Raw genomic sequence first — 25,452 nt, forward strand, 5'->3', positions numbered from 1 at the left:
TTTCCGATCCACTACTCCCGGGTCAGTTCCCGCTCGGCCTCTTCCACCCGTTCGAACCCGAACTGCCCGAGCAGATTATCCATCAGAGCGGCGATACGGTCGTTGCACAGATTGCCGATACTTCCCTCGTGCGTATGGTGCACCTGTTTCGAGGGCGAGAATTCGCCTTTTTCGATCGAAAGTCCCACCTGGCGGTAAGCCTCCCGGAACGGCACACCGCTCAGAGCCAGATTGTTGACCGTTTCCACACTGAAAAGGTAGTCGTATTTCGGATCGTCCAGAATATGTTCCTTCACGGAAACGTGTTCCAACATGTAGCGGGCCATGTGCAGCATGTCGTGCATCTGGTCGAGCGCAGGGAAGAGCACCTCCTTGAGCAACTGGAGGTCCCGGTTGTACCCCAGCGGCAGATTGGCCGTCAGCAGGGCGATCTGGCCGGGAAGCGACTGGATCAGATTGGCCCGGCCGCGCATGATCTCCCACACGTCGGGATTCTTCTTGTGAGGCATGATGCTCGATCCGGTGGTCAGTTCGGGCGGATAGGAGATGAACCCGAAGTTCTGGTTCAGGAACATCGTGTTGTCCATCGCCAGCCGCCCCAGGGTAGCGGCCACCGAGGAGAGGGCCTGCGCCACGATCCGCTCCGTCTTCCCCCGCCCCATCTGGGCATACACCACATTATAGTCGAGCGAATCGAACCCGAGCAGACGGGTGGTCATCGTCCGGTCGAGGGGAAACGAAGAGCCGTAACCGGCCGCCGAGCCCAGCGGATTGCGGTTGCACACCCTCCATGCCGCCAGCAGCAGCTGCACATCGTCCACCAGGCTCTCGGCATAGGCCCCGAACCAAAGCCCGAACGACGAGGGCATCGCAATCTGAAGATGGGTGTAACCCGGCATCAGCACGTCCTTGTGTTTTTCGGAGAGCCCCTGCAAGGTGTCGAACAGTGCACGGATCTCCCCGGCGAGGGTGATGATCTCCCGCCGCAGGAAGATACGCAGATCGACCAGCACCTGATCGTTACGCGAACGCCCGCTGTGAATCTTCTTTCCGGCCTCGCCCAGGCGCCGGGTCAGCAGAAACTCCACCTGCGAATGTACGTCCTCCACGCCCTCTTCGATCGTAAAGTTCCCGGCCCCGATCTCCCGGTAGATCTCCTTCAGTCCGCGCTGCACGTCCTCCAGTTCCGCGGGCGTAAGCAACCCGATCTTTTCCAGCATGCGGGTATGGGCCAGCGAACCGAGCACGTCGGCACCGGCCAGTTTGATATCCATTTCGCGGTCGAGCCCCACGGTGAAGCGATCCACCTCCGCGCTCGCATCCGTATTCTTCTGCCAAAGTTTCATCTTTCGTTCGGTTTTTCGTTCCGGTTATACTATGCGTTCCAATATTCCGATATAAAGTCCGATCCCCTCCCTGATTTCGGACAGGTGCACATACTCGTCCGCACTGTGCGAACGGGCGCTGTCGCCGACACCCAGCTTCAGGGAAGGTACGTCCAGCAGCGCCTGGTCCGACGTGGTGGGCGAACCGTAAGTGGTCCGTCCGAGCGCCAGTCCGGCCTGCACCACGGGATGCGACGGGTCGATCGACGAGGGCTTGAGCCGAGTGGAACGGGGAATCACGTCGCAGGAGACATGCCTGCGTATCTCGTCGATCACCTCCTCGTTCGTGTAACGGTCGGTCACCCGGATATCCACCGTAAAGCGACATTCGGCAGGCACCACATTGTGCTGCGACCCGGCATTGATAATGGTCACGGTCATCTTCACCGCCCCGAACAGATCGCTCTCCTTCGGAAAACGGAACGTACGGAACCACTCGATGTCCGGCAAAGCGTGGTAAATGGCATTGTCGCCCTCCTCCCGGGCGGCATGTCCCGCCCGGCCGCGGGCCACGCAGTCGATCACCACCAGCCCCCGTTCAGCGATGGCCAGCTGCATCTGCGTCGGTTCGCCCACGATGGCGAAGTCGATCGGCCCCAAATGGGGGATCACCGCCTCCAGACCGTTGCTTCCGCTGTTCTCCTCCTCGGCCGTAATCGCCACGACCAGGTTGTATTTCAAATCCTTCCGGTCATAGAAATGGCGGAATGCAGCCAGCAGGGACACCCCGCTCGCCCCGGCATCGTTGCTGCCCAGTCCGTACAGACGGTCGCCCTCCACCCCGGGGATGAACGGGTCGCGCGTATAGGCGGGATTGGGTTTCACCGTATCATGATGCGAATTGAGCAGAATGGTCGGTTTCGCCGGATCGTACCAGCGGTTACGGGCCCACACGTTATTGTGCAGACGCTCTACGGGAATTCCCCGCGAGGAGAGAAACCCCGCAATCAGTTCGGCCGTTCCGGCCTCCTCGCGGCTGACCGAGGGGATAGCGATCATCCCTTTGAGCAGTTCCACCGCCTCTGTGTACAACATCTCCTGTTCCATATCTCCCGTTTTTGTCGCCGTCTTCCGGCTATTTGTCCTGTATCCGCTGCCGAACCGTCTCGAACAGCATCACCGCGGCGGCGGCAGACACGTTCAGCGATTCGATCGTTCCCGCGACGGGAATGGCCAGCCGCATGTCGCACAATTTGAGCACCTCTTTCGAAATGCCCGTATCTTCGCTGCCCATCACGATCGCCACGGGTCCCGTCAGGTCGGCCCCGAACAGAAGCGTATCGCTCTTTTCGGTGGCGGCCACGATTTTCAATCCCCCGTTTCTGAGCGCCATCAGCGTATTGCGGATACTGCCCACCCGGCACACGGGAATCCGGCTGAGCGCCCCGGCCGAACTTTTCACCGCCTCGGCGTTCACGGGCGCCATATTCTTCACCGGCACCACCAGTGCGTGGGCCCCGGCACACTCGGCACTGCGGGCGATCGCCCCGAAATTGCGTACGTCCGTCACCCCGTCGAAAACCACGACCAGCGGAACCCCGTCTGCCGGAACCGCAGCCAGCACCTCGTTCAGGTCAGCATACTCGACAGCCGCGATACGGGCCACCACTCCCTGGTGATTGCCCCGTGTCAGGCGATTCAGTTTCTCCACGGGCACCTCCTGCATGACGAGGCGCCGGCTTCGGCATATCTCGCGCAACTCTCCGAGCAACTGTCCCTCCGCCCCCTTTCTGAAATAGATCTTCTCGATCGCACGGCCCGCCTCGATCGCTTCGAGTACCGGACGAATGCCGAAAACAATATCTTCCATAGCGATTATTTAATCATGTGTCGTATCGTTCGTTCCGCCCGGAGAGCACAGCGCTCCGGCAGGGAGGAGATCCGTTTCGTCCCTCCGATCTGAAGCGTACGTATCCTGTAACCTGCCGTACCGAGCACTTCTCGTACGGCTCCTACGGCCCCGCGGCTCTGACGCATCAGCCGGTTGAAGGGCCACGGCGTCGTACAGGCGGCCACGATCAACGCCCTCTTTCCCCGTTGACGCCCCTGCGGAATACCCCGGGAGCTTTCGCCCATGAAGACCGGCACCGTACGGTCGAACAGGAGTTTGAGCTGGCCGCTCATGTTGCCCCAATAAGTAGGGGTACCGACCACCAGCAGATCGGCTTCCGCAATCTTTTCGGCTGCTTCGTGGGCATCGTCACGGCTCAGGCGGCACACGCCGTCCGTCCGGCAGGCCATGCAACCCGTACAGGGTCGGAACTTCAGGTCGCAGACATTCAGTTTCTCTCCCGTACACCCTTTCTTCCCGGCCGCCTCCAGCACCCGTTCCAGTATCGTATCGACCACACCGCCCCGCCGGGGCGAGCCGTTCAGCACCAATATTTTCATCTCAGACCTGTTCCGTCAGCAAATCGAGTTCGTAATTGAGTTTCTCCCAATCGTGCATCCGTGCGGCCAGAGTCTGTTTCAGACCGTTGTAGGTTTCGAACACGGAAGGATCACCGAGGTCGATGCCGTTGGCGGCCGGATCGGCCATCCTGCGGTCCCATTCTGCGATCTCCGCCTCCAGTTCCGAAATGCGGGCCTCCACCCGGTCGATTTCGTTCTTCGTCTTGCGCACGGCCCGTTCGGCCTCCTTCCTTTGCTGATAATCCTGTTTGCTCTGGACCTTTTTCCGGGGCACCTCGGCCGGAGCCTCCGCCTTTTTGATCTCCACGTCGCGGAGCGACTCCAGTTTGCGCTTCTCCAGAAAATAGTAGATTCCGCCCAGATACTCCTTCACGGCGCCGTCGCGGAATTCGTAGACCTTGTTCACCAGCCCGTCGAGAAATTCACGGTCGTGGGAGACCACGATCACCGTGCCGTCGTATTTCATCAGCGCATTCTTCAGAATATCCTTCGAACGCATGTCCATGTGGTTGGTCGGCTCGTCGAGGATCAGCAGGTTATAGGGTTCCAGCATGAGCCGCGCCATGGCCAGCCGCGAACGCTCGCCGCCGGAGAGCACCTTCACCTTCTTGTCGATCTCCTCGCCCCGGAAAAGGAAAGCGCCCAGAATATCGCGCAGACGGGTCCGGATATCGCCGACGGCCACCCGATCGAGCGTGTCGAACACCGTGAATTCGCCCTCCATCAGATCGTCCTGATTCTGGGCAAAATAGCCTATATTGACATTGTAACCTACACGGACCATACCCTCGGTGGGTTCCAGCTCCCCGGTCAGCATCCGCACGAACGTGGTCTTTCCTTCGCCGTTACGGCCTACCAGCGCCACCTTCTCTCCGCGCTCGATATGGAAATTGGCTCCGCTGAAGACCCGTTTCGGGCCGAAACTCTTGCCCGCATCCTTCACCTCGGCCACCACCTGTCCCGAACGGGGAGCGGGCGGGAACTTGATGTTGAGCGTCGCCACATCCTCCTCGTCGATCTCGATCCGCTCGATCTTTTCCAACTGCTTGATACGCGACTGCACCTGGTTCGACTTGGTCGGCTTGTAGCGGAAACGTTCGATGAAGTTCTCCGTGTCCTCGATCATCTTCTGCTGGTTGTTGTAGGCAGCGATCTGCTGCTCGCGCCGTTCGCGCCTCAACTCCACGAATTTGCTGTACGGCACCTTATAGTCGTACACCTTGCCCAGCGAAAGTTCGATCGTGCGGGTGGTCACATTGTCGAGAAAGGCCCGGTCGTGCGAAATGAGCAGGACGGCACCGTTGTACTCCTTCAGGTAACTCTCCAGCCACTGGATACTTTCGATGTCGAGGTGGTTGGTCGGCTCGTCGAGCAGGAAGACCGAAGGTCTCCGCAACAGGAGTTTCGCCAGCTCGATCCGCATCCGCCAGCCGCCGCTGAACTCCCGCGTGGGACGACCGAAATCCTCCCGCCGGAAACCGAGCCCCAGCAGCGTCTTTTCGATCTCAGCCTCGCGGTTGTCGCCCCCGAGAATGTGGTAACGGTCGGTCGCATCGTTGAGACGGTGCAACAGGCGGGCATACTCCTCGCTCTCGTAATCGGTACGTACCGTGATCTCCTCCGTGATACGGGCGATCTCGGCTTCCAGGTCGTTTACCTCCCGGAAAGCGGAAGCGGTCTCCTCCGCCAGTGTCGTGGTGTCGAACACCTTCATCTGCTGGGGCAGATAGCCCAGCGTGCAGTCCCCGTTCCGGGTGACCGCTCCCGACGTGGCCGGCTGCTCGCCGATGAGCACCTTGAGCAGGGTGGATTTCCCCGCCCCGTTCTTTCCCACCAGACCGATCCGGTCCTTGGGGTTTATCAGAAAGGATATGTCGTTGAATAGGTTCTGACCGCCGAAACTCACGGTCAGGTTTTCCACTGAAATCATACGTTTTACTTCGCTTCCAACATGTTTACGATCGTCGCCTCCGGATCGGGCGAACGGAAAATGGCGCTTCCGGCCACCAGTACGTCGCATCCCGCAGCAAAGAGCATCCCGGCATTGTCGGGTCCCACCCCTCCGTCGATCTCGATCAGGGTGGAAAATCCGCCCCCGTCGATCATGCTTCTCAGCCTCTTCACCTTCTCCACGCTGCCCCCGATGAAACTCTGGCCGCCGAACCCCGGCTCCACGCTCATCACCAGCACCAGGTCGAGCATCGGCAGCCACTGTTCGACCGTCTCCACCGGCGTGGCGGGTTTGATCGAAATACCGGCCTTGACCCCGGCCTGCCGGATCATCTCGATACACGCCTGCGGATCGGAGGTCGCCTCCGCATGGAAGGTGATCAGATCGGCCCCGGCTTCCGCGAACCGTTTCACGTAACGTTCCGGCTCGACGATCATCAGATGCACGTCCATGAACTTGTCGGAGGCGGCGTCGATCGCCTTGAGGACCGGGAAACCGAACGAGATGTTGGGCACGAAGACGCCGTCCATCACGTCGATGTGAATCCATTCGGCCCGGCTGCGGTCGATCATCCGCGTATCGCGGTCCAGATGGCCGAAATCGGCGGAGAGCATCGAGGGGGATATGATTCTGTTCATAAAAATCCGGTTTAGACAGATTACAGACAAAGGTACGCGATTTTTCTCGAAATTTATGCCTAATTTTGTTCGGATAACCTATTTTAACCATGACCATCGCACTCACCGTGTTCTGCACGGCATTTTTCATCGCCTGCATCGCCCTGTCGGCCGCTCTCGTCTCCCTTCGCAGGAAGAACGCGGGCCTCGCCGTCTCCCGCGACGAAGCATCCGCCCGGGCCCTTTCGCTCGAAAGCCAGCTGAACGAAACCCGCAGCAGGGCCGAATCGCTCGCCGCATCGGAGACCCGGTTGCAGGAACAGGTCCGGACGCTGATCGCCCGCCACACCGAGGCTCAGGTGCGGCTGGACACCCTACGGGCCAAAGCCGAAAGCGACCGGGAGGAGCTGGAAAAATTGCAGGCCTCGTTCCGGGCGGAATTCCGTAACCTGGCCAACGACATTCTGGAGGAGAAGAGCAGACAGTTCAAACAGACGAGCCGCGAGTCGATGGAGGCCCTGCTCAAGCCGTTCGGCGATTCGATCACCGAGTTCAAGAGCCGGGTGGAAGCCATCTACTCCGACGAGAACCAACAGCGGGGCGCCCTCAAAAACGAAATCCGCAACCTGCTCGACCTCAACCGCCGCATTACCGAAGAGACGACCAACCTGACCAACGCCCTGAAAGGAAACAGCAAAGTGCAGGGAGACTGGGGTGAGATGATTCTCGAAACCATTCTGGAGAGTTCGAACCTCGTGAACGGCATCCACTACACCACCCAGCAGAACTTCAAGGACGAAGAGGGAAACAATCTGCGCCCGGACGTCGTGCTGAATCTGCCCGACAGCAAGCAAATCGTGATCGACTCGAAAGTTTCACTCACGGCCTTCGTGAATTACGTCCATGCGGACGATGCCTCCGAACGGGACAAGGCGATGAAGGAGCACCTGCGTTCGGTGCGCGCCCACGTGGACGAGTTGGGATGCAAAAGCTACCAGTCGCTGGTCAATTCGCCCGATTTCGTCATCATGTTCATCCCCAACGAACCGGCCTTTCTGGCCGCTCTCCAAGGCGACCCGTCAATCTGGGGCGACGCCTATCGCCGGAAGGTCATCATCAGCAGCCCGACCAATCTGTTCGCCCTGCTCAAAATTGTGGACGACCTCTGGAAACGCGACAACCAGAGCAAAAACGCACTGGCCATCGCCCGCGAGGGAGCCAATCTGTACGACAAATTCGTAGGCTTCGCAGAGACCCTGCTCGACATCGGAAAGAACCTCGACACCGCTTCCCGCAACTACGAGAAGGCGATGGGGCAACTCAAAACCGGCAAGGGCAATCTGATCGCCCGCAGCGAAAAACTGCGGGAAATGGGGGTAAAAGCAACGAAAAGCCTCCCCTCCGCACTGAACGATTACGAAGAGGACTCGCTGAAGATAGAGTGACCGACTTTCCCTGAACGCACCGGTCGCAACGATTCCATTTCCGGAGCAGCGTCGTTTTCAACCATACCGATTGATACAATCTCTCACTCCCCACAGGAAAAAGAAGCGGTGTCCCAACCGGCCAAGTCCTCCGGAAACTATGCGGCGCTTTTCAGCAACTCCGCCTGCAACTGGGCCGTGGAGAGGTTCGAATGCATTTCGCCGTTCCGGGCGACCGAGATATGCCCCGTCTCTTCGGAGACCACCACCACCAGTGCATCGCACACTTCGCTCACACCCAGCGCAGCCCGATGGCGCATCCCGTAAGAGACGGGAACCTCCTGTTGGGTGGAGGGAAGAACACACTTGGCCGCGACGATCCGGCCGTCGTTGATGATGACGGCCCCGTCATGGAGCGGCGAATTTTTGAAGAAGATGTTTTTCAGCAGGGACGAGGAGATTCTCGCGTCGATGGAGATACCCGTCTCCGCAATGACCGACAGGTCGCTCTTCTGCTGGATAACGATCAGGGCCCCGGTTTTCGTATCTGACATGTCGCCACACGCCTTAACGATGGGGCTCACGTATTCCAGATGGTCGTTGTGATACTCGTGCATGTCGAACAGCCGTCCCAGAAACGAATCCCTGTGCTGGTTGCTGCGCGTACCGATCAGGTGGAGGAACCGCCGTATCTCGGGCTGGAACACCACGATCAGGGCGATGACGCCCACCCCGATGATATGCCCCAGAATAGCGGATAACAGCTCCATATTGAGCGCCTTGACCACCACCCAAAGCAGGTAGATCAACAGGATTCCCGTAAGAATACTCGGCGTGTGCGTGCCTTTGGTTACCTTGTAAAGGTAATACATGATCGTCGCCACCACCACGATGTCGATGACGTCGATCACTGTTATCTGGATAAAGTCCATATGAATTTCGGTAAGCGTTGGGCAAATATACGAATTAATCTCGATAACCGGGCAAAAAAACGGGGACACTCCTCTTATGGAATGTCCCCGTATTCGGCATTCGGAAAGACTTACGCCTTGACGGCTTTCGCCTCTTTGCGGCGGATCATATCGTAGGCTATCGGCGTTGCGATGAAGACCGAGGAATAAGTACCCACGATCACACCGAACATCAGCGCGAAGACGAACCCGCGGATCACCTCACCTCCGAAGAGGAAGATGGCCAGCAACACGACGATGGTCGTACCCGACGTATTCATCGTACGGGCCAGCGTGGTGTTGATCGCCGCGTTGATATTGTTCTTTATATTCATTTTCGGATAGAGCGTCTGGTACTCGCGGATACGGTCGAAGATCACCACCTTGTCGTTGATCGAATAACCGATGATGGTCAAGATCGCGGCAATGAACGACTGGTCCACCTCCAGGTTGAACGGCATGAATCCATGCAGCAGAGAGAAGATACCGATCGTCAGGAATGCATCGTGCCCCAGCGAGATCACGCTACCCATACCCCACTGCCAGCGCTTGAAACGGAACACGATATAGAGCCCGATGGCCAGCAGAGAGAAAATCACGGCGATGATGGCGTTGACCTTGATGTCGTGCGCAACGCTCGGTCCCACCTTGTCGGCCGAGATGATACCGTAAGGATTGGTGGCCGTGGTGGCGAACTCCTCGAACGTAACGGGCGTAACGAACAGGGAACCCAGCGACTTGTAGAGCAGACCCTCTACCTTGGCGGTAGCGTCCTGGCTCTGATCGTCGAACATGTACTGCGTCACGATACGCATCTGGTTCTCGGGACCGAACTGTTTCACCTCGAAACTCTTGGTCGCATCGTCGCCCTCTTCCTGTGCGAAGCCTTCCTCCAGAGCCGAACGCACCTGATTGGCCGTCACGTTCTGGTCGAAACGCACGACGAAAGCACGGCCTCCGGAGAAGTCCACGCCGTAATTCAGTCCGCGCGTAAAGAGCGATACCAGCGAAACCAGCACCAGCGCACCCGAAATGATGTAGGAGAACTTTCGCTTGTCGATGAAGTTGATATGCGTATTGGCGAGGAAATTCACCGTCAGTTTGTTCGAGAAACGGATGTTCACACCCTTTTCCAGCATGGCCACGAAGATCAGACGGGTGATGAAGATCGCCGTAAAGAGCGAGGTGATGATACCGATGATCAGCGTCGTGGCGAAGCCCTGTACGGGACCCGTTCCGAAGATGAAGAGCACGATACCCGTCAGCAGCGTAGTGACGTTACCGTCGATAATGGCCGAATAGGCGTTCTTGAATCCGTCGGCGATCGAAAGGCTCAGCCCCTTGCCGGCCTTGATCTCCTCCTTGACGCGTTCGTAGATAATCACGTTCGCATCCACGGCCATACCCATGGTCAGCACGATACCGGCCAGACCGGGCAGGGTCAGCACGGCCCCGAACGAGGTGAGCACGCCGAACAGGAAGAAGAGGTTGGTCACCAGTGCGATATTGGCCACCAGACCCGCCGTGTTATAGAAGAAGAGCATGTAGAGCAACACCAGAACGAAAGCGATCACGAAGGACATCATACCCGCATTGATCGACTCCCGACCCAGCGAAGGACCTACCACCGTATCCTGGATGATACGTGCGGGAGCAGGCAGTTTGCCCGACCGCAGCACATTGGCGAGGTCCTTCGCCTCCTGGATGGTGAAATTGCCCGTGATCGACGAACGACCGCCGGCGATGGCTCCGTTCACACGCGGAGCGGAATAGACATAACCGTCCAGCACGATGGCGATGCAACTTCCCACGTTATCGGCGGTCAGACGCTCCCAGATACGGGCTCCGGTACCGTTCATCACCATCGACACCTCGGCCGTGGCAGCCTGCTGCTGATAGTCCTCCTTAGCCTCGACGACGACGCCACCGTCCAGCGGAGCCTTTCCGTCGCGCGTGTTAGCCTTGATCGCATAGAGTTCGAAAATATTGCCGGCGGCATCCACCGGTTTCACGCCCCACAGCAACTTGATGTCGCGCGGAAGGATGGCTCGCACGGCCGGCAGGCCCAGATATGCGTTCACGGCAGCCGTATCCGCAGCCAGCGCATGGCCGATCACCGGACCCTGTCCGATCTGTCCGCTCTGCGGATCGGCGATCGGGCTCATCTTGGCATACAGGGGATACATCGCGGCGATATCCTCCTGCCCTTTCAGCGAATCGGATGCGCCCTGGTCCATCTGGGCCAGCAGCTCCACACTCTCGGTGGTGTCGCCGGACTGCACCGTCTCGGTCTCCTCCACCGTCACCTCTTCCGCCCGGGCGGGGGCCACAGCCTTCTGGGCCTCCCGGTATTCACGGATGATCTGGTTGGCCTGATTCAGCAGGGGATAGATCTCCGTATTGTCGTACGTGGCCCAGAACTCCAGCGAGGCGGTTCCCTGCAACAGTTTGCGCACGCGCTCGGGCTCCTTGATACCGGGAAGCTCGACCAGAATACGGCCCGAATTCTCCAGACGCTGGATATTGGGCTGCGTCACACCGAAACGGTCGATACGGTTGCGCAGCACATTGAACGAGTTCTCGATGGCACCCTCGGTCTGTTCGCGGAGTACCCTCACCACTTCGGCATTGGTGCTGTTGGCCGTGATCACCTCCCGCAACTCGGGCGTATTGAAGATATACGCCAGACGGCCGCCGCCGGAAAGCTGCTCGTAGGCACGGGCGAAAAGGGTGATATAATCGTCGGTACTGTTCTTCTGATCCTCGCGGGCCTGGGCGAGCGCCTGGTTGAAGATCGGGTCCTTGCTGTCGTTGGACAGGGCACGGACCACATCTTCCACGGCGATCTCCAGCATGACGTTCATACCGCCCCGAAGGTCGAGTCCCAGGTTAATCTCCTTCTCCTTACACTCCTTGTAGTTGAATTTGATAAAACCCAGATTGTAAACCGTCTGCGACTTCACGGAGTCCAGATAGGCCTGTTCCCTGGCCGCATCGCCTCCGGCGTAGGCAGCCGCTTTACGTTCGACCCGCTGGGTCACGAACGTGAAGGAGAGCTGGTAAGCGCAGGCGATGGCCAGTACGATTGCCAACAGTTTAAGTGCACCTTTGTTCTGCATGTCGAAATGTTTATTTTGAAATTATTTAAGTTTAGCAGTCCGTTAGAGCGCAAAAGTATATATTTTTTTGCGAAATACAATATAAATGCGACAGAAATAAGAGCGGCCCCAGCATAAATTCAACGGCACGGAAACGCACCGGGAGCCCCCGTACGCCCGGCTTCCGTACGGCGTACGGCAAAGAAAAGCCGGCCCCGAAAGGGCCGGCAGGAAACCCGTCCTTCCGTCAGGGCATATACCGGTTCACGAAATCCCCGACCCGCCGCCCGTACTCTGCCGGATCGTTCCAATAGGCCCGGGCATGGACCACTCCGGGCACGATCCACAACTCCTTGTCTCCGGGTTTGGCGTCGTAAAGCGGATAGACCATGCGGGTGGGAACGAACGTATCGCGGTCGCCGTGGATGAACAGCATGGGGCGTTCGCACCGGGCCACCTGCCGCAGGGTGGAGGCCTCACGGAACCCCCACCCCTCCCGCAGCCGGCAGTACAGATCGGCCGTATAGAGCAGGGGAAAGGCGGGCAGATGAAAACGACCTTTCAGTTCGCTCCCGAATTCGTCCCACACGGAGGTATAGCCGCAGTCTTCCACGAAACAGCGGACATTCCCGGGCAGTTCCTCCCCCGAGGTCATCATCGTCGTGGCGGCCCCCATAGAAATGCCGTGCATCACAATCCGGCTGTCGCGGCCGAAACGGGAGAGGATCACCCCGATCCAACGCTTCATGTCCTCCCGGTCTTTCCAGCCCATGCAGACATACTTTCCCTCACTCGTCCCGTGGGCCCGCAAATCCGGAAGCAGAACGTTGCATCCCAGTCCCTTGTTGTACATATACCCGAGCATCAGCATGCTCATGGCATTGTCCTGATAGCCGTGCACGAGCAGGGCCGCGCGGTCGGTCGGCCGGGGTGCGGCGATGTAGAAGGCATGCAGCCGGAGCCCGTCGGCCGACGTGATAAAGGTATCCCGCAGACCGTCGCAACGATTCAGACTGTCGGCCCAGACCCGAATATCCGCATGGCGCATCATCCGGTCGTAAACCCGCCGGTGATCGCGGGCCTCGGGCTGGCTCAATAAAGCGTAATTGAACAGATAGACGCTACCGCTCACGACAGCCAGCACCACTACGGCTCCCGCTACGGCAAGCACCGTCCGCCACACTTTTTTTCTCTGGTTCCGTGCTCGTTTCATGTTTCCGGATTTCGGGGCACCGTCCACAGGCGCCGCCGGATTCGATCCTGCAAAATAAATACAAAAATCGGGACGGACAAGAAAAAAAGGAGACGGTTCTGGGAAACCGTCTCCTTTTTCGCGTCAATCAATTCCGCCAATTATTTGACTTCCTCAAACTCCACGTCGGTCACGTTGTCGCTGTCGGTCTTGCCGGCATTGCCGGAAGCCCCCTGAGTGCCCGCACCGGCCTGCGCACCGGCCTCCTGTGCGCCGGGCTGAGCCTGCTGTGCGGAGTAAATATCCTGCGACGCAGCCTGCCATGCGTTGTTGAGCTCGGTCGTGGCGCTGTCGATTTCACCGACATTGCCGGACTTGTGCGCATCCTTCAGCTTGGCCAGAGCGCCTTCGATCGCGGATTTCTTGTCAGCGGGAATCTTGTCACCGTACTCCTTGAACTGCTTCTCGGTGGAGAAGATCATACTGTCGGCGGCATTGATCTTGTCGATCCGCTCGCGCTCCTCCTTATCCTTGGCCTCGTTGGCCTTGGCCTCGTCGCGCATCCGCTGAATCTCCTGTTCGGTCAAACCCGAAGAAGCCTCGATCCGGATTTTCTGCTCCTTGCCCGTTCCCTTATCCTTGGCCGAAACATTCAGGATACCGTTGGCGTCGATATCGAACGTCACCTCGATCTGCGGCACACCCCGCGGTGCGGCCGGAATTCCGTCGAGGTGGAACCGTCCGATGGTCTTGTTGTCGCGGGCCATGGGACGCTCGCCCTGGAGCACATGGATCTCCACCGAAGGCTGGTTGTCGGCGGCCGTTGAGAAAGTTTCGCTCTTGCGGGTCGGGATGGTCGTATTGGCGTCGATCAGCCGCGTGAACACACCGCCCAGCGTCTCGATACCCAGCGACAGGGGGGTAACATCCAGCAGCAGCACGTCCTTCACCTCGCCGGTCAGCACACCGCCCTGAATGGCTGCGCCGATAGCGACCACCTCGTCGGGATTGACACCCTTGGAAGGCGTGCGGCCGAAGAACTCCTCGACCACCTTCTGAATGGCCGGGATACGGGTCGAACCGCCCACGAGAATCACCTCTCCGATCTGGTCCTTCGTATATCCGGCATCTTTCAGAGCCTGCTCGCAGGGTTTGATCGTGGCACGGATCAGATGGTCAGCCAACTGCTCGAACTTGGCCCGGGTCAGCGTCATCACCAGATGTTGCGGAATACCGTCCACCGGCATGATATAAGGCAGGTTGATCTCCGTAGAGGTCGAACTCGACAACTCAATCTTGGCTTTCTCGGCAGCCTCCTTCAGACGCTGCATGGCCATCGGGTCCTTACGCAGATCGACGTTATGCTTGCTTTTGAACTCCTCGGCCATCCAGTCGATAATCACATGGTCGAAGTCGTCGCCGCCCAGATGGGTGTCGCCGTTGGTCGACTTCACCTCGAACACGCCGTCGCCCAACTCCAGAATGGAGATATCGAACGTACCGCCGCCGAGGTCGTACACGGCGATCTTCATATCCTGGCTTTTCTTGTCCAGACCGTAAGCGAGCGCTGCGGCCGTAGGCTCGTTGATGATCCGGCGTACGTTCAGGCCCGCGATCTGACCGGCCTCCTTGGTAGCCTGGCGCTGCGAATCGGAGAAGTAGGCGGGCACCGTGATGACGGCTTCCGAAACTTCCTGTCCCAGATAGTCCTCGGCCGTCTTTTTCATCTTCTGGAGAATGATGGCCGAAATCTCCTGAGGCGTGTACTGACGTCCGTCCACGTCCACCTTCGGCATGCCGCTCACGCAGTCCACCTTATAAGGTACGCGGTCGATATCCTTTTTCACCTGTTCGCAGGTCTCTCCCATGAACCGCTTGATCGAAAAGATCGTGTTCTTGGGGTTGGTGATAGCCTGCCGTTTGGCGGGATCGCCCACCTTCCGCTCGCCGCCGTCGGTGAACGCCACGATCGAAGGAGTCGTCCGGTGTCCCTCGCTGTTGGGAATCACCACGGGCTCGTTGCCCTCCATCACTGCCACGCAGGAGTTGGTCGTTCCTAAGTCAATTCCGATAATCTTTGCCATAATGTCGTACTATTATTAATTGTTATTTTCAATTTCAAAAACTACCCGAAAATCATCAATCTTTATGCCAAGGGCCATTTGCACAATTTTTGCAGCCCGAAACTGACAAAGCCGCTGTTTTTGGCAGACGGCATGACACGATCCCTGTCATTTCGACCGGAATGGTCCGACCCCGGGAAAAATCGTCGGTCCGGCAGCAGACTGCGGAGAGAAAAGGCAAATACCCGATTTTCGGCGAAAGTGTCCCGAATTGTTTTGATGTTAAGTTTTTTTTATTTAATTTTAAAAGCGGAATAAGGTCCGGAACGGACAGAGGGACCGGACACGACAGAAAACGGAACATCACTAAAACCTAACAGATATGGTCATCACATTCAATGAATTGCGTCGTATCAAAGACAAGTTGCCCAGCGGCAGCTCGAAACGCATTGCAGACGAACTGAACATCGATGTCGACACGGTACGCAACTATTTCGGAGGCAGCCATTTCGAAGCGGGAGCCCCGGCAGGCGTACACTACGAAAAAGGCCCGGACGGCGGCGTGGTCACGCTGGACGACACCACGATTCTGGACGCTGCGATGCGGATACTGAACGAAGTCAGAGCCTGAATCCGATTGAAAAGTAAAAAGTAAAGGGTAAAAAAGAAAAAAGGCGCTCGGTCCCGAGCGCCTTTTCCATTGCATCTCTGCGGATAAAACCCGAAAGATGTTATTTGGTTCCGTCGCAGATACCACGGAAATAACCGATCGACTCCAATACGCCCGGCTGGGGATTTTCGGGATTTTTCTCGAATTCGAGACAAACCTTGCCTTTATAACCGGTCTCCCGCAGTACTTTCAAAATCGGACGGTAGTCGATCACACCGCGGCCCATCTCCCACGTCTTGCCCTCTTTGGTGGGAGCGGACTCATCCTTGAAATGGATGTCGTAAATCCACTCCTTGTATTTCTTCAGTATCTCGGCATTATCCTCTCCGTAACGCACCGAGTGGCCCAGATCGAGGCAGATACCGATCCCCTTGTTCGGGTCTTTCACCCGGTCGACCACCTCCTGGGCGTTGGGGAAAGCCTTGCTATCGGGACCGTGCGTATGGATGGCCACCTTGATGCCGGTCTCTTTCACCTTCTTTTCCACATAGGGCAGAAATTCGTAATCGGGTACGCCGATGAACATGTCGATTCCGTAACGTTTCACGTAATCGAACGCCTTGTCGACCTGCTCCTTGCTTTTCATATAAATCGGGCCGAGAATATATCCCTCGATCCCGTAACCGGCCAGTTTCTGCTTGAAGGCGGCCATCTCCTCCGCCGTACTCGTGAGGGGGTAGATGGAAATCCTTGATAGACATATACTTCACACCGGCCTGCTGTGCCATTTTCAATGCTTGGTCGATGTCGAATTTACGGTAGGTGTAACCGGCGATTCCGATATTGAAGTCGTCGGAACCCCGTTTTCCCTGCACCAGTTGAGCTCCGGCGGGCAGGGAGACCGTCAGAGCCAGCACGGCGATGGCCGCACGCATCCAATTTGTCTTTTTCATTTTCAGTCAGTTTATTTATGGTAAACAATAAAAAAATCGTCAAATATCGTCCGAATTGAACTTGTATCCCATTCGTTTGCCGGTCTGCATCTTCGAATTTTCGATCTTGGTATTGAGCTGGTCGACCGTAACGACCTTCACCGTATCGTATGGAGGCACCAGCAGATCGAAGTCGAGCACGTAGTCGATAGCCGCCTCCACGATGTCCATGATCGCCTCCCTGTCGATCCGGCGCGTTCCGAAACTGTTGTGGCGCAGGCTCACCTGCCGTTTTCCCTCCACGAAATACTGGTTCTCGTGATTGATGAAGATACGCCCCACCAGATACCCCTCGTCCCCGTTGCGGTTGTATTTGAAGGAGTCGGCCAGGAAGTTGTAGATATTGATGATGCCGCAATACGAGTTCTCCTTGTGGTCCCGCACGTAGGAGTTCTGCCAGATGATGTGCTCGCGGTTGAATTCGAACACATTGGTGTGCATGCTGAAAATCAGGATGTCGCCTGCCACCTGTATCTGGGCTTCGAACTTGCCCCGGTCGCGGTATTCGATCCGCACCCGCTTGTCCAACTGTTCGTCCAGCGTTTCGTTCATTTCGGAGGCCATCTCGTGAAGGGTCTCCTTCAGTTCGTTGAACACGGCGAACGTATTGTCGTAGATTCTCTGCTGAAGATTCGATTTTCTGATTAAATTCTCTGCAATTTTGGCCTTGAGGCCAGGGTCACCGTCCATATATTATTTAAGTAAGTTAATATTCCGTATCCATTACATCAGCCGGATCTGCTGCCCCACTTCCAGCCGGGCATCCACGTCCCGATGGTTCATGTTCGCCAAATTCTTCAGCCGGATTCCGTACTGTTGCGAGATCGAATGCATCGTATCTCCCTCGCGCACGATGTGGATCAGTTTGCCGTTGCCGGAACGCTTCGCCTTGCTCCGCACGTACACCATCTCTCCTCCGGACAGCTGCGCATTGGCGGGCAGATCATTCAACTTGCGCAGGCGCTTGGCAGAAATGCCGATCTTACGACCCAGCGATTCGAACGTATCTCCGTTATCTGCAACGATAAACTGGCTGCCGTTATTGTGATAGAGGGCATATCCCCTGAGCTTCTGGACCGAAACGATATAATTGTCCACGTCGATCTTCTCCGCAGCGGAAACCACAGGCTCGGGAAGCTGCTCTCCGACCGGTTCGTGACGCCGCGGCAACTCTTCGGGCAGCTCTTTGTGCTGGTCCAGCAGATAGAGCCGGTTCTCTTCGATGATCTTGATCAGCCGCTGCGGATAATTGGGATCGGTGGCGTATCCGGCCGCCTTAAGCCCGTAGGCCCAGCCTTTATAATCCAGCGGATCGAGCTTGAACAACTCCTGATAACGGGGTGAATTGTCGAGAAATTCGGAATGGTCACGGAACGACTCCTCAGCCGAAGCGTATTTGCGGAAACATTCGCCTTTGGCATCGTCATCGTGCGAGATGGTCATCCCCGTCCAGTCCCGCTTGCATTTGATTCCGAAATGGTTATTGGCCTCGCGGGCCAGCCGGCTGTTGCCGCTGTCCGACTCGAGCAGGGCCTGCGCCATCTTGACGCTGGCAGGAATGCCATATACCTCCTGACTCTCGAGCACCAACTCCTTGTACCGCCGGATATACTCCTCGCGCGACATCCTGGGCTGGGCAGCCAGCACCCCGCCCACCACGAACAGGCCGCACACGGCGACCGTTATTTTTCCGAAATTCATATCCAGTTTCCTTCAGTGCGTTGCTGACAAAGATAAATATTTTATTGTAAATCGAGCAAAAAATTATAGTTTTGCAATAAACTAAACACACCGATCAACATGTTCACGGAACAAGCCAACAGAATTTTCAGCCAGGTCATCGACGACTACCATCGTTGGGACGACGTGGATCATCCGGCCGCCAATCCCTATCCTGCGGGCAGCATCGAGCACTTGCTTTATATCAAAAACTGGATCGACACCGTGCAGTGGCATCTGGAGGACATCATCCGCGACCCGCAGATCGACCCCGCAGAAGCCCTGAAGATCAAACGGAGAATCGATGCGTCCAACCAGGAACGGACCGATATGGTGGAATATATCGACAGCTACCTGCTCGACAAATACAGGGAAGTCGCCCCCCTGTCCGACGCCCGCATCAACACGGAGACGCCCGCCTGGGCGATCGACCGCCTCTCGATCCTGGCGCTGAAAATCTACCACATGAGGCAGGAGACCCTCCGCCGGGACGTGGACGAGACACACAGGACCGCCTGCAGGAAAAAACTCGACGTATTGCTGACCCAGCAACGCGACCTGTCGACTGCCATTGAGGAACTGCTGGAAGACATCGCCGCCGGCCGCAAGTACATGAAAACCTACAAACAGATGAAGATGTACAACGACCCGGCTCTGAACCCGGTACTGTACGCCTCCAAATAGGGTCCGTCCCGGATATATGGAAAACGAAATTCCGAAACATCTGCTCGTCATCCGGCTTTCGGCCATGGGTGACGTGGCGATTTGCGTTCCCGTTATCGCCACCCTGAAGCGGGACAACCCGACACTGAAAATCACGGTGCTCACACGGGACTTTTTCCGGCCTTTTTTCCGGGAGATCGAAGGCATCGAATTCGTCTCGCCCGATCTGAAAGGCCGCCACCGGGGGCTCTCGGGCATGTTCAGGCTCTGGAAAGAGCTGAGGAAAAAGGAATTCACCCACGTAGCCGACCTGCACGACGTCCTGCGCACCAAATTCCTGCGCCGCCTGCTGAGCCTGAGCGGCTGCCGGGTGGAAGTGATCGACAAAGGGCGGTCGGAAAAACGGATGCTGACCCGGAAATTCCGAAAAATCATGGAGCAGCTGCCCACGTCGATGCAACGGTACGGCGAAACGATCGCCAGGCTCGGCTTCTCTTTTTCGGAACCGGTACCCGCCGTCCGCAAACCGCTTCCCGTCCCTTCCTCTATCGGCCGGCGTTCCGGCACCAAACAGGGAAAATGGATCGGCGTGGCCCCGTTCGCCCAGCACAAAGGGAAGATCTACCCCACCCTCCTGACAGACGAACTGATCGGTCTGCTGGTGTCCCGTTTCGAGCGGGTATTCCTCTTCGGAGGAGGGCCCTACGAACGGGATTTCGCCGAATGTATGGAGGTACGGCACGGAGAGCGGGTCATCTCGGTGATCGGGCGGGTCAGCCTGTCGGAAGAGATGGACATCATGTCGAACCTCGATGCGATCGTGACGATGGATTCCGCTTCGATGCATATCGCTTCGCTCATGGGTGTCCCCGTCGTTTCGGTCTGGGGTGCCACCCATCCGTACGCCGGATTCTACGGGTTCGGACAGGACCCCCGGAACGCCGTACAGCTTGATCTTCCCTGCCGCCCCTGCTCGGTGTACGGCAACAGACGCTGCCTTTTCAAGGACTACCGTTGTCTGCAGGGCATCGCCCCTCAAACGATTTTCGACCGCGTATGTTCCGTAACCGATACGCCGACCCCCTCCGACCGGAATTCCTGAAATCCATTGGACAGACTTTTTTCTTTTACTGTGAAAATATTCACAACAAACGTTTGCTGGTATTAAAATAAAGAGTACCTTTGAACGTCGAACCGCATATTTTAAAAAAATTACAAAAATGAACATTCCCTCCAACCTGAAGTATTCCAAGGATCACGAGTGGATCCGTCCCGAAGGCGAAATCGCCTATGTGGGTATCACCGATTTCGCACAGAGCCAGTTGGGCGACATCGTATTCGTAGACGTTCCCACCGTGGGAGAGACCCTTTCGGCCGGTGACGTGTTCGGTACGATTGAGGCCGTAAAAACCGTTTCGGACGCCTTCATCCCCGTAGGCGGCGAGGTGCTCGAATTCAACGAGGCGCTCAACGACGACCCGGCGAGCGTAAACAAAGACCCCTACGGTGCAGGTTGGATGATCAAGATCCGCATGGAGAATCCGGCCGAACTCGACGCGCTCATGGAAAGTGCAGATTACGGGAAAATCATCGGCTAACGACTCAAACACTATAATTTACACAGAGAAAACTATGGCAAAAGTAACTGTTGTAGGTGCAGGCAACGTGGGCGCTACCTGCGCCAATGTGCTGGCGACCCGCGAGATCACGAGCGAACTGGTTCTGATCGACATCAAGGAAGGTTTCGCTGAAGGAAAGATTCTGGACATGTTCCAGACCGCCACGCTGCTCGACTTCGATACGAATATGGTCGGCGTCACGGGCGACTACTCCAAGACGGCCGGTTCGGACGTGGTAGTCATCACGTCGGGCATGCCCCGCAAGCCGGGCATGACGCGCGAAGAACTGATCGGCGTGAATGCGGGTATCGTAAAGAGCGTGGTGGAGAGCGTACTGAAATACTCGCCCGACGCCATCATCCTGATTGTCAGCAACCCGATGGACACGATGACCTACCTGGCCTCCAAAATCAGCGGCCTGCCCAAAAACCGCATCTTCGGCATGGGCGGAGCCCTGGACAGCTCGCGTTTCAAATGTTACCTGAGCAAGGCTCTCGGCGTAAACACAAACGAAGTGGAAGGCATGGTGATCGGCGGCCACGGCGACACGACCATGATACCGCTGGTAAGCAAGGCCACCTACAAAGGGATTCCCGTGAGTGAGTTCGCCGATGCCGAAACGCTGAAAAAAGTTGCGGCAGACACGATGGTGGGCGGAGCTACGCTGACCGGACTGCTGGGCACTTCGGCATGGTACGCTCCGGGAGCAGCGGCAGCCTACGTAGTAGAGTCGATCCTGCGCGACCAGAAAAAAGTGATTCCCTCGTGCGTAACGCTGGAGGGCGAATACGGACAGAACGATATCTGCATCGGGGTTCCTGCCGTGATCGGCAAAAACGGCGTGGAGAAGGTGATCGAGCTCAAACTCACGGACGAAGAGAAGGAACTGTTCGAAAAGAGCGCCGCAGCCGTCCGGAAAACCAATTCCGTACTGAAAGAGATCAAGGCCCTGTAAATAAGACCATTGCAGAAAATCCTCCGAAAGCGGCCGAAACGGTCGCTTTCGTTTTATCATCTATAAATATTTTCTTGCATGGTTCTTGTAATATAGCGATTTAAATGATACATTTGTATCATAGATGATACGTATGATTATGAAAAAGATTACAGGAATTTGCTTCGGGATACTGCTGTCGGCGATGGCGGTTTCCTCACAGGCCTACGGACAGATGAGCTCTACCGCAGGAACTTACAAACATGCCAACTGGTTCATGACTGTCGGCGGAGGTGCCCAGGTCTATTGGGCGGAGAACTACTCGACGGGGAACTTCGGCAACCGGATCACCCCGGATATCGAAGTGGCGGTCGGAAAATGGTTCACGCATGTCTGGGGTGCCCGTATTCAGTATGACGGATACAAAATGAAGGGATTCACTTCGCTCGACAATCCGTATGCCACCGGAGGAAGAACCCCCAAAGGCGGATACCAGCAGCAATTCAGTTACTTGAATCTCCACTTCGACATCCTGTTCAATCTGAATTCGGCCATCTGCCCCTACTCGAGAAGGGTGTACGAGCTGATCCCTTATCTGGGTGCCGGTTATGCCAGGGCCTACAAGAAGGACGAACCCTCGTTCAACAGCTATTCCTTCAACGGAGGTCTTATCAACCGGTTCCGCGTATCGCGTGCCATTGACCTGAACCTCACGCTCAAGGCCATGATCGTCAACCAGGGATTCGACCAGCAGAAAGGCGGCATCAGCCTGGAAGGAAGCACGGGTATTACGGCAGGATTCACCGTCAAGTTTTAAGCGAATACGACACATCTATTATAATACGGAAGGGCGGCTCGACAACACGAACCGCCCTTGTCGTATCTCCGGACGCGAAAGGATTCTCAGAAAAAGAATCCGGCGCTGACATACCACTGATCGTCCGTCGTAATTTTCACCCGCTTCGAAACACCCTGTCCCGTGAACTGATTGTAACGATTACCCGTAAAGGTCGTATAGCGGGCGTCGATAAAAAATTTGCGGATGTCCACTCCCACGCCCGCCTGAATCGCAATGTCCGAATTATGGTAATCGACCTCCAATCCCTGTGCATTGCTCTCCCTGACCGATGCGGTCAGCTGGAATACGGGACCCGCATAGAGCCGGAAAGCCCGGATATTGAAGCCGACCATCACCGGCAATTCAAGCCGCTTGGCGGAAAAACGGGCCCGGCTCAGAGTTCCGGGTGAATCGATCGCATAGCGGTAATCCCGCGTAGAGTAGAGCAATTCGGGCTGAATCTGCAGGAATTTCGGAATCGAAAGCCGTACGGCCAGCCCTAAATGGTACCCCACCCCGGAAGAGGAGCCGGGACTGACGCGCATATCGCCCAACGTAACAGATTTGAAACTGTAAGAGGTGGTGTTCACACCGCCTTTAATACCCACTTTGAGCACTTGTGCGGAAACCGTTCCGGCACCGAGTGCCAGGCCCAATAAAACAGCGAATAATTTTTTCATAACCAATCAATATATTAAATAAGTAATTCCATAATCTCCTCCTCTACACGGAACACGGGACAGACGCCCCCTACGCCGGAGAATCGGTCGTCCGGGCAGACGGGTGGATAACGGGGTATGGGTCGGTAATCGGGAAGCCTCTCCGACGAAGATCAGAGCAGCGGGCTGAGCAACCGGGAGAAAGACTCGTACATACTGTGGAGATTCGACCGTGCATTCCACATCTCGCGCGTGACTTTCGTACAATGTTTCAGATCGGCCAGATAGTAGCTTTCGAGTTCCTGCGCGATCTTGCGGTCGTAAAGGATAGCCGACACCTCGAAATTATCCTCGAAACTCCGGATATCCATGTTGGCCGATCCCACCGAACTGAACTGGCCGTCGATGACGATCACTTTCGAATGGTTGAATCCCTTGTTGTAGAGATAAACGCCGATGCCGGCGTCGATCAGTTCGGAAATGTAAGAACGCGTAGCCCAGTAGACGATTTTACTGTCCGACCGGCTGGGAATCATGATTTTCACGTCGATGCCGCTCAGGGCAGCCACTTTCAGGGCTGTCAGAACGGCCTGGTTGGGCAGGAAGTAGGGCGAAGAGATGTAGATATACTTCTGGGCCCGGGTTATGGCTGCGAAGAAGGCCTGCATGATGGACGCCCAGTCGGAGTCGGGACCCGACGAGGCGATCTGGAGCGGGCACTCCTCCTTGACGCGGGATTTGGGAAAGTACTTGTCATGGTTAAGCCGCTGACGCTTCGAGACGAAATACCAGTCGGTAAAAAAAACCACCTGGAGCATCGCCACGGCCTCTCCTTCGATCTTCAGATGGGTATCCCGCCACAGGCCGAGCTTACCGCCGCGAAGCAAATATCTTTCCGCAATATTTATGCCACCGGTAAAGGCCACGCATCCGTCCACGACAATTATTTTCCGGTGGTTACGGTAATTCACCTTGCTGGTCAGCCAGGGAAACGCCACCGGCATGAAACACCCCACCTCCACCCCGGCCTTTTTCATGGCGTAGATGAATTTCGGACTCAACCCCCAGCTGCCTACGTCGTCGTAGATCAGCCGCACGGCAACCCCCGCACGCGCCTTTTCCATCAGGATGCGGGCCACCTTTTTACCGATACGGTCGTTCTCGAATATATAATATTCCAGATGGATCGAACTGGTCGCTCCCCGCAGGGCCTCCAGGATGGCCGCGAAGGTGGCTTTCCCGTTGTTGAGCACCTTCACCCGGTTGTGGACCGTCAACAGCGACTTGTTGTTGTTGAGCAGCAGCGTGATGATGTCCCGGTTGTCGGCAATGCTCCGGCGCAGCATCAGATCCGGATCAGCGATATCCTTCAGCTGCTGGGCGCAGAGCTTTTCGATCTGCTCCAGGTCCCGGATCTCCTTGCGGTTGAAAATCTTCTCCTTGCGGTGGTTGCGGCCGAACACGACATAGAGTACCATGCCGGCCACAGGTATCAGGGCGATCACCGTGATCCAGGCCAACGCCTTGACCGGTTCCCGCTTATCGTGAATGATGACCCCGATGGTGACCAGCACCAGAACCGCATAGACGACTTTCAGCAACAGGCCCAGGTCAGCCAGTATGAGAATGGGTAGAGTCAATTGCATACGAATCCCTCCTGATACCGCAAATATATAATTTTTAGCGGATTCTTTCATCACATTACATGCCAAAAGAAATTCGGCACAAGAGTTGGAAAATCGGAAAAGGTTTCCTACCTTTGTTTGCAGAAGAGGAGTTCTGGCTTTGAGAAAAGCCGGGATTCTTTCTTTTTTGTTCTATCAAAACTTAATTTTATTATGGCATCGAACACGATTTATTTAACCGAAAGTGGTTATCAGAAACTGAAGGAGGAACTCGACCACATGCGTTCCGTAGAGCGGCCGGCCATCTCCGCGATGATCGCCGAGGCGCGGGATAAAGGGGACCTGTCGGAGAACGCCGAATACGATGCGGCCCGTGAGGCCCAGGGGATGCTGGAAATGCGTATCGCCAAGCTGGAAGACACCATAGCCAATGCTCGGATCATCGACGAATCGAAGATCGACACGAGCAAGGTACAGATCCTCAACAAAGTCACCCTGAAAAACCATAACACGGGCAAGACCGTGGAGTACACGCTCGTATCCGAAAAGGAAGCCAATCTCAAGGAGGGCAAACTCGCCATCTCGACGCCGATCGCCAAGGCCCTGCTGGGTAAAAAGAAGGGTGAGCGGGTGGATGTGACGGTCCCCGCAGGAGTGATCCATTTCGAAATCCTCGACATCTCGATCTGATTCGGAATAAT

At 56.6% G+C, this 25,452-nt stretch carries 23 protein-coding genes; 8 read left to right on the forward strand and 15 right to left on the reverse strand.

Features of this window, described 5'->3' with window-relative positions:
- Positions 1-11: 11 nt before the first annotated feature.
- Genes argH through rpe form a run of 6 tightly spaced genes read right to left on the reverse strand, consistent with a single transcriptional unit; the run spans position 12 to position 6,386 of the window.
- Positions 12-1,346 (reverse strand): argininosuccinate lyase, encoded by a 1,335-nt coding sequence (gene argH, locus INF32_RS07220; protein WP_226387673.1) that lies wholly within the window; start codon positions 1,344-1,346, stop codon positions 12-14.
- 24 nt (positions 1,347-1,370) lie between these two features.
- Complete coding sequence (locus INF32_RS07225) at positions 1,371-2,432, reverse strand: M20 family metallo-hydrolase (RefSeq protein WP_226387674.1); 1,062 nt, start codon at positions 2,430-2,432, stop codon at positions 1,371-1,373.
- Positions 2,433-2,460: 28 nt separating this feature from the next.
- Positions 2,461-3,195, reverse strand: a complete 735-nt coding sequence (gene rlmB / locus INF32_RS07230) for a 23S rRNA (guanosine(2251)-2'-O)-methyltransferase RlmB (protein WP_226387675.1) — start codon at positions 3,193-3,195, stop codon at positions 2,461-2,463.
- A gap of 5 nt (positions 3,196-3,200) precedes the next feature.
- Positions 3,201-3,776: a flavodoxin family protein gene (locus INF32_RS07235; protein WP_226387676.1), complete on the reverse strand. Its 576-nt coding sequence runs from the start codon at positions 3,774-3,776 to the stop codon at positions 3,201-3,203.
- A gap of 1 nt (position 3,777) precedes the next feature.
- Entirely contained in the window at positions 3,778-5,727 is a 1,950-nt protein-coding gene (gene abc-f, locus INF32_RS07240) for a ribosomal protection-like ABC-F family protein (protein ID WP_226387677.1), read from the reverse strand.
- A 5-nt stretch (positions 5,728-5,732) separates the two neighbouring features.
- A complete protein-coding gene (gene rpe, locus INF32_RS07245) occupies positions 5,733-6,386 on the reverse strand; it encodes a ribulose-phosphate 3-epimerase (protein ID WP_226387678.1) in 654 nt (217 codons plus the stop codon).
- Positions 6,387-6,475: 89 nt separating this feature from the next.
- On the opposite strand from rpe, the gene rmuC reads away from it, so the two are divergent.
- The gene (gene rmuC / locus INF32_RS07250; RefSeq protein WP_226387679.1) at positions 6,476-7,810 is read left to right on the forward strand and encodes a DNA recombination protein RmuC; all 1,335 of its coding nucleotides are present in this window, start codon (positions 6,476-6,478) and stop codon (positions 7,808-7,810) included.
- Positions 7,811-7,947: 137 nt separating this feature from the next.
- Here the strand turns inward: rmuC and cdaA are convergent, their stop codons facing one another.
- The 4 genes from cdaA to dnaK form a co-directional block, all read right to left on the reverse strand.
- A complete protein-coding gene (gene cdaA, locus INF32_RS07255; RefSeq protein WP_226387680.1) occupies positions 7,948-8,721 on the reverse strand; it encodes a diadenylate cyclase CdaA in 774 nt (257 codons plus the stop codon).
- Between the two features lie 110 nt (positions 8,722-8,831).
- Positions 8,832-11,858, reverse strand: coding sequence for a protein translocase subunit SecDF (secDF, locus tag INF32_RS07260; protein WP_226387681.1), 3,027 nt, complete (start codon positions 11,856-11,858; stop codon positions 8,832-8,834).
- A gap of 226 nt (positions 11,859-12,084) precedes the next feature.
- The gene (locus INF32_RS07265) at positions 12,085-13,050 is read right to left on the reverse strand and encodes an alpha/beta hydrolase (protein ID WP_226387682.1); all 966 of its coding nucleotides are present in this window, start codon (positions 13,048-13,050) and stop codon (positions 12,085-12,087) included.
- 140 nt (positions 13,051-13,190) lie between these two features.
- Positions 13,191-15,113, reverse strand: a complete 1,923-nt coding sequence (dnaK, locus tag INF32_RS07270; RefSeq protein ID WP_226387683.1) for a molecular chaperone DnaK — start codon at positions 15,111-15,113, stop codon at positions 13,191-13,193.
- A gap of 361 nt (positions 15,114-15,474) precedes the next feature.
- On the opposite strand from dnaK, the gene INF32_RS07275 reads away from it, so the two are divergent.
- A complete protein-coding gene (locus INF32_RS07275) occupies positions 15,475-15,723 on the forward strand; it encodes a DNA-binding protein (protein WP_226387684.1) in 249 nt (82 codons plus the stop codon).
- A gap of 100 nt (positions 15,724-15,823) precedes the next feature.
- On the opposite strand, the gene INF32_RS07280 is transcribed toward INF32_RS07275, so the two are convergent.
- The 3 genes from INF32_RS07280 to INF32_RS07290 all read right to left on the reverse strand — a co-directional run bounded on the left by INF32_RS07280 (position 15,824) and on the right by INF32_RS07290 (position 18,395).
- Positions 15,824-16,414 carry a sugar phosphate isomerase/epimerase family protein gene (locus INF32_RS07280; protein ID WP_226387685.1) on the reverse strand — a complete coding sequence of 197 codons (591 nt, stop codon included), beginning with the start codon at positions 16,412-16,414 and terminating at the stop codon, positions 15,824-15,826.
- Between the two features lie 280 nt (positions 16,415-16,694).
- Positions 16,695-17,384, reverse strand: a complete 690-nt coding sequence (locus tag INF32_RS07285) for a hypothetical protein (protein ID WP_226387686.1) — start codon at positions 17,382-17,384, stop codon at positions 16,695-16,697.
- Positions 17,385-17,417: 33 nt separating this feature from the next.
- Positions 17,418-18,395, reverse strand: coding sequence for a glucosaminidase domain-containing protein (locus INF32_RS07290; protein ID WP_226387687.1), 978 nt, complete (start codon positions 18,393-18,395; stop codon positions 17,418-17,420).
- Positions 18,396-18,494: 99 nt separating this feature from the next.
- Here INF32_RS07290 and INF32_RS07295 point away from each other — a divergent pair, with 99 nt between their 5' ends.
- From INF32_RS07295 to INF32_RS07315, 5 genes are all read left to right on the forward strand, one after another.
- A complete protein-coding gene (locus INF32_RS07295; RefSeq protein WP_226387688.1) occupies positions 18,495-19,097 on the forward strand; it encodes a DUF4254 domain-containing protein in 603 nt (200 codons plus the stop codon).
- Positions 19,098-19,113: 16 nt separating this feature from the next.
- On the forward strand, positions 19,114-20,178 hold the full coding sequence (locus tag INF32_RS07300; RefSeq protein WP_226387689.1) for a glycosyltransferase family 9 protein: 1,065 nt from the start codon (positions 19,114-19,116) through the stop codon (positions 20,176-20,178).
- A 118-nt stretch (positions 20,179-20,296) separates the two neighbouring features.
- The gene (gcvH, locus tag INF32_RS07305) at positions 20,297-20,674 is read left to right on the forward strand and encodes a glycine cleavage system protein GcvH (RefSeq protein WP_226387690.1); all 378 of its coding nucleotides are present in this window, start codon (positions 20,297-20,299) and stop codon (positions 20,672-20,674) included.
- A gap of 34 nt (positions 20,675-20,708) precedes the next feature.
- Positions 20,709-21,650, forward strand: a complete 942-nt coding sequence (gene mdh / locus INF32_RS07310) for a malate dehydrogenase (RefSeq protein ID WP_226387691.1) — start codon at positions 20,709-20,711, stop codon at positions 21,648-21,650.
- 139 nt (positions 21,651-21,789) lie between these two features.
- Positions 21,790-22,446 (forward strand): hypothetical protein, encoded by a 657-nt coding sequence (locus INF32_RS07315; RefSeq protein ID WP_226387692.1) that lies wholly within the window; start codon positions 21,790-21,792, stop codon positions 22,444-22,446.
- An 86-nt stretch (positions 22,447-22,532) separates the two neighbouring features.
- On the opposite strand, the gene INF32_RS07320 is transcribed toward INF32_RS07315, so the two are convergent.
- Together INF32_RS07320 and cls are read right to left on the reverse strand one after the other, a co-directional pair.
- Positions 22,533-23,147 carry a porin family protein gene (locus tag INF32_RS07320; protein ID WP_226387693.1) on the reverse strand — a complete coding sequence of 205 codons (615 nt, stop codon included), beginning with the start codon at positions 23,145-23,147 and terminating at the stop codon, positions 22,533-22,535.
- 152 nt (positions 23,148-23,299) lie between these two features.
- Positions 23,300-24,772 carry a cardiolipin synthase gene (gene cls, locus INF32_RS07325; protein WP_226387694.1) on the reverse strand — a complete coding sequence of 491 codons (1,473 nt, stop codon included), beginning with the start codon at positions 24,770-24,772 and terminating at the stop codon, positions 23,300-23,302.
- A gap of 192 nt (positions 24,773-24,964) precedes the next feature.
- On the opposite strand from cls, the gene greA reads away from it, so the two are divergent.
- On the forward strand, positions 24,965-25,441 hold the full coding sequence (gene greA, locus INF32_RS07330) for a transcription elongation factor GreA (RefSeq protein ID WP_226387695.1): 477 nt from the start codon (positions 24,965-24,967) through the stop codon (positions 25,439-25,441).
- The last annotated feature ends 11 nt before the right edge of the window (positions 25,442-25,452 follow it).

The sequence above is a fragment of the Gallalistipes aquisgranensis genome, assembly GCF_014982715.1.
GTDB classification, from domain to species: Bacteria; Bacteroidota; Bacteroidia; order Bacteroidales; family Rikenellaceae; genus Gallalistipes; species Gallalistipes aquisgranensis.

Bases quoted from the DNA above. Each gene is read 5' to 3' on its own strand.
- argH (WP_226387673.1), bottom strand. From the start codon at position 1,346: ATGAAACTTTGGCAGAAGAATACGGATGCGAGCGCGGAGGTGGATCGC.
- INF32_RS07225 (WP_226387674.1), bottom strand. From the start codon at position 2,432: ATGGAACAGGAGATGTTGTACACAGAGGCGGTGGAACTGCTCAAAGGG.
- rlmB (WP_226387675.1), bottom strand. From the start codon at position 3,195: ATGGAAGATATTGTTTTCGGCATTCGTCCGGTACTCGAAGCGATCGAG.
- INF32_RS07235 (WP_226387676.1), bottom strand. From the start codon at position 3,776: ATGAAAATATTGGTGCTGAACGGCTCGCCCCGGCGGGGCGGTGTGGTC.
- abc-f (WP_226387677.1), bottom strand. From the start codon at position 5,727: ATGATTTCAGTGGAAAACCTGACCGTGAGTTTCGGCGGTCAGAACCTA.
- rpe (WP_226387678.1), bottom strand. From the start codon at position 6,386: ATGAACAGAATCATATCCCCCTCGATGCTCTCCGCCGATTTCGGCCAT.
- rmuC (WP_226387679.1), top strand. From the start codon at position 6,476: ATGACCATCGCACTCACCGTGTTCTGCACGGCATTTTTCATCGCCTGC.
- cdaA (WP_226387680.1), bottom strand. From the start codon at position 8,721: ATGGACTTTATCCAGATAACAGTGATCGACGTCATCGACATCGTGGTG.
- secDF (WP_226387681.1), bottom strand. From the start codon at position 11,858: ATGCAGAACAAAGGTGCACTTAAACTGTTGGCAATCGTACTGGCCATC.
- INF32_RS07265 (WP_226387682.1), bottom strand. From the start codon at position 13,050: ATGAAACGAGCACGGAACCAGAGAAAAAAAGTGTGGCGGACGGTGCTT.
- dnaK (WP_226387683.1), bottom strand. From the start codon at position 15,113: ATGGCAAAGATTATCGGAATTGACTTAGGAACGACCAACTCCTGCGTG.
- INF32_RS07275 (WP_226387684.1), top strand. From the start codon at position 15,475: ATGGTCATCACATTCAATGAATTGCGTCGTATCAAAGACAAGTTGCCC.
- INF32_RS07280 (WP_226387685.1), bottom strand. From the start codon at position 16,414: ATGGCCGCCTTCAAGCAGAAACTGGCCGGTTACGGGATCGAGGGATAT.
- INF32_RS07285 (WP_226387686.1), bottom strand. From the start codon at position 17,384: ATGGACGGTGACCCTGGCCTCAAGGCCAAAATTGCAGAGAATTTAATC.
- INF32_RS07290 (WP_226387687.1), bottom strand. From the start codon at position 18,395: ATGAATTTCGGAAAAATAACGGTCGCCGTGTGCGGCCTGTTCGTGGTG.
- INF32_RS07295 (WP_226387688.1), top strand. From the start codon at position 18,495: ATGTTCACGGAACAAGCCAACAGAATTTTCAGCCAGGTCATCGACGAC.
- INF32_RS07300 (WP_226387689.1), top strand. From the start codon at position 19,114: ATGGAAAACGAAATTCCGAAACATCTGCTCGTCATCCGGCTTTCGGCC.
- gcvH (WP_226387690.1), top strand. From the start codon at position 20,297: ATGAACATTCCCTCCAACCTGAAGTATTCCAAGGATCACGAGTGGATC.
- mdh (WP_226387691.1), top strand. From the start codon at position 20,709: ATGGCAAAAGTAACTGTTGTAGGTGCAGGCAACGTGGGCGCTACCTGC.
- INF32_RS07315 (WP_226387692.1), top strand. From the start codon at position 21,790: ATGAAAAAGATTACAGGAATTTGCTTCGGGATACTGCTGTCGGCGATG.
- INF32_RS07320 (WP_226387693.1), bottom strand. From the start codon at position 23,147: ATGAAAAAATTATTCGCTGTTTTATTGGGCCTGGCACTCGGTGCCGGA.
- cls (WP_226387694.1), bottom strand. From the start codon at position 24,772: ATGCAATTGACTCTACCCATTCTCATACTGGCTGACCTGGGCCTGTTG.
- greA (WP_226387695.1), top strand. From the start codon at position 24,965: ATGGCATCGAACACGATTTATTTAACCGAAAGTGGTTATCAGAAACTG.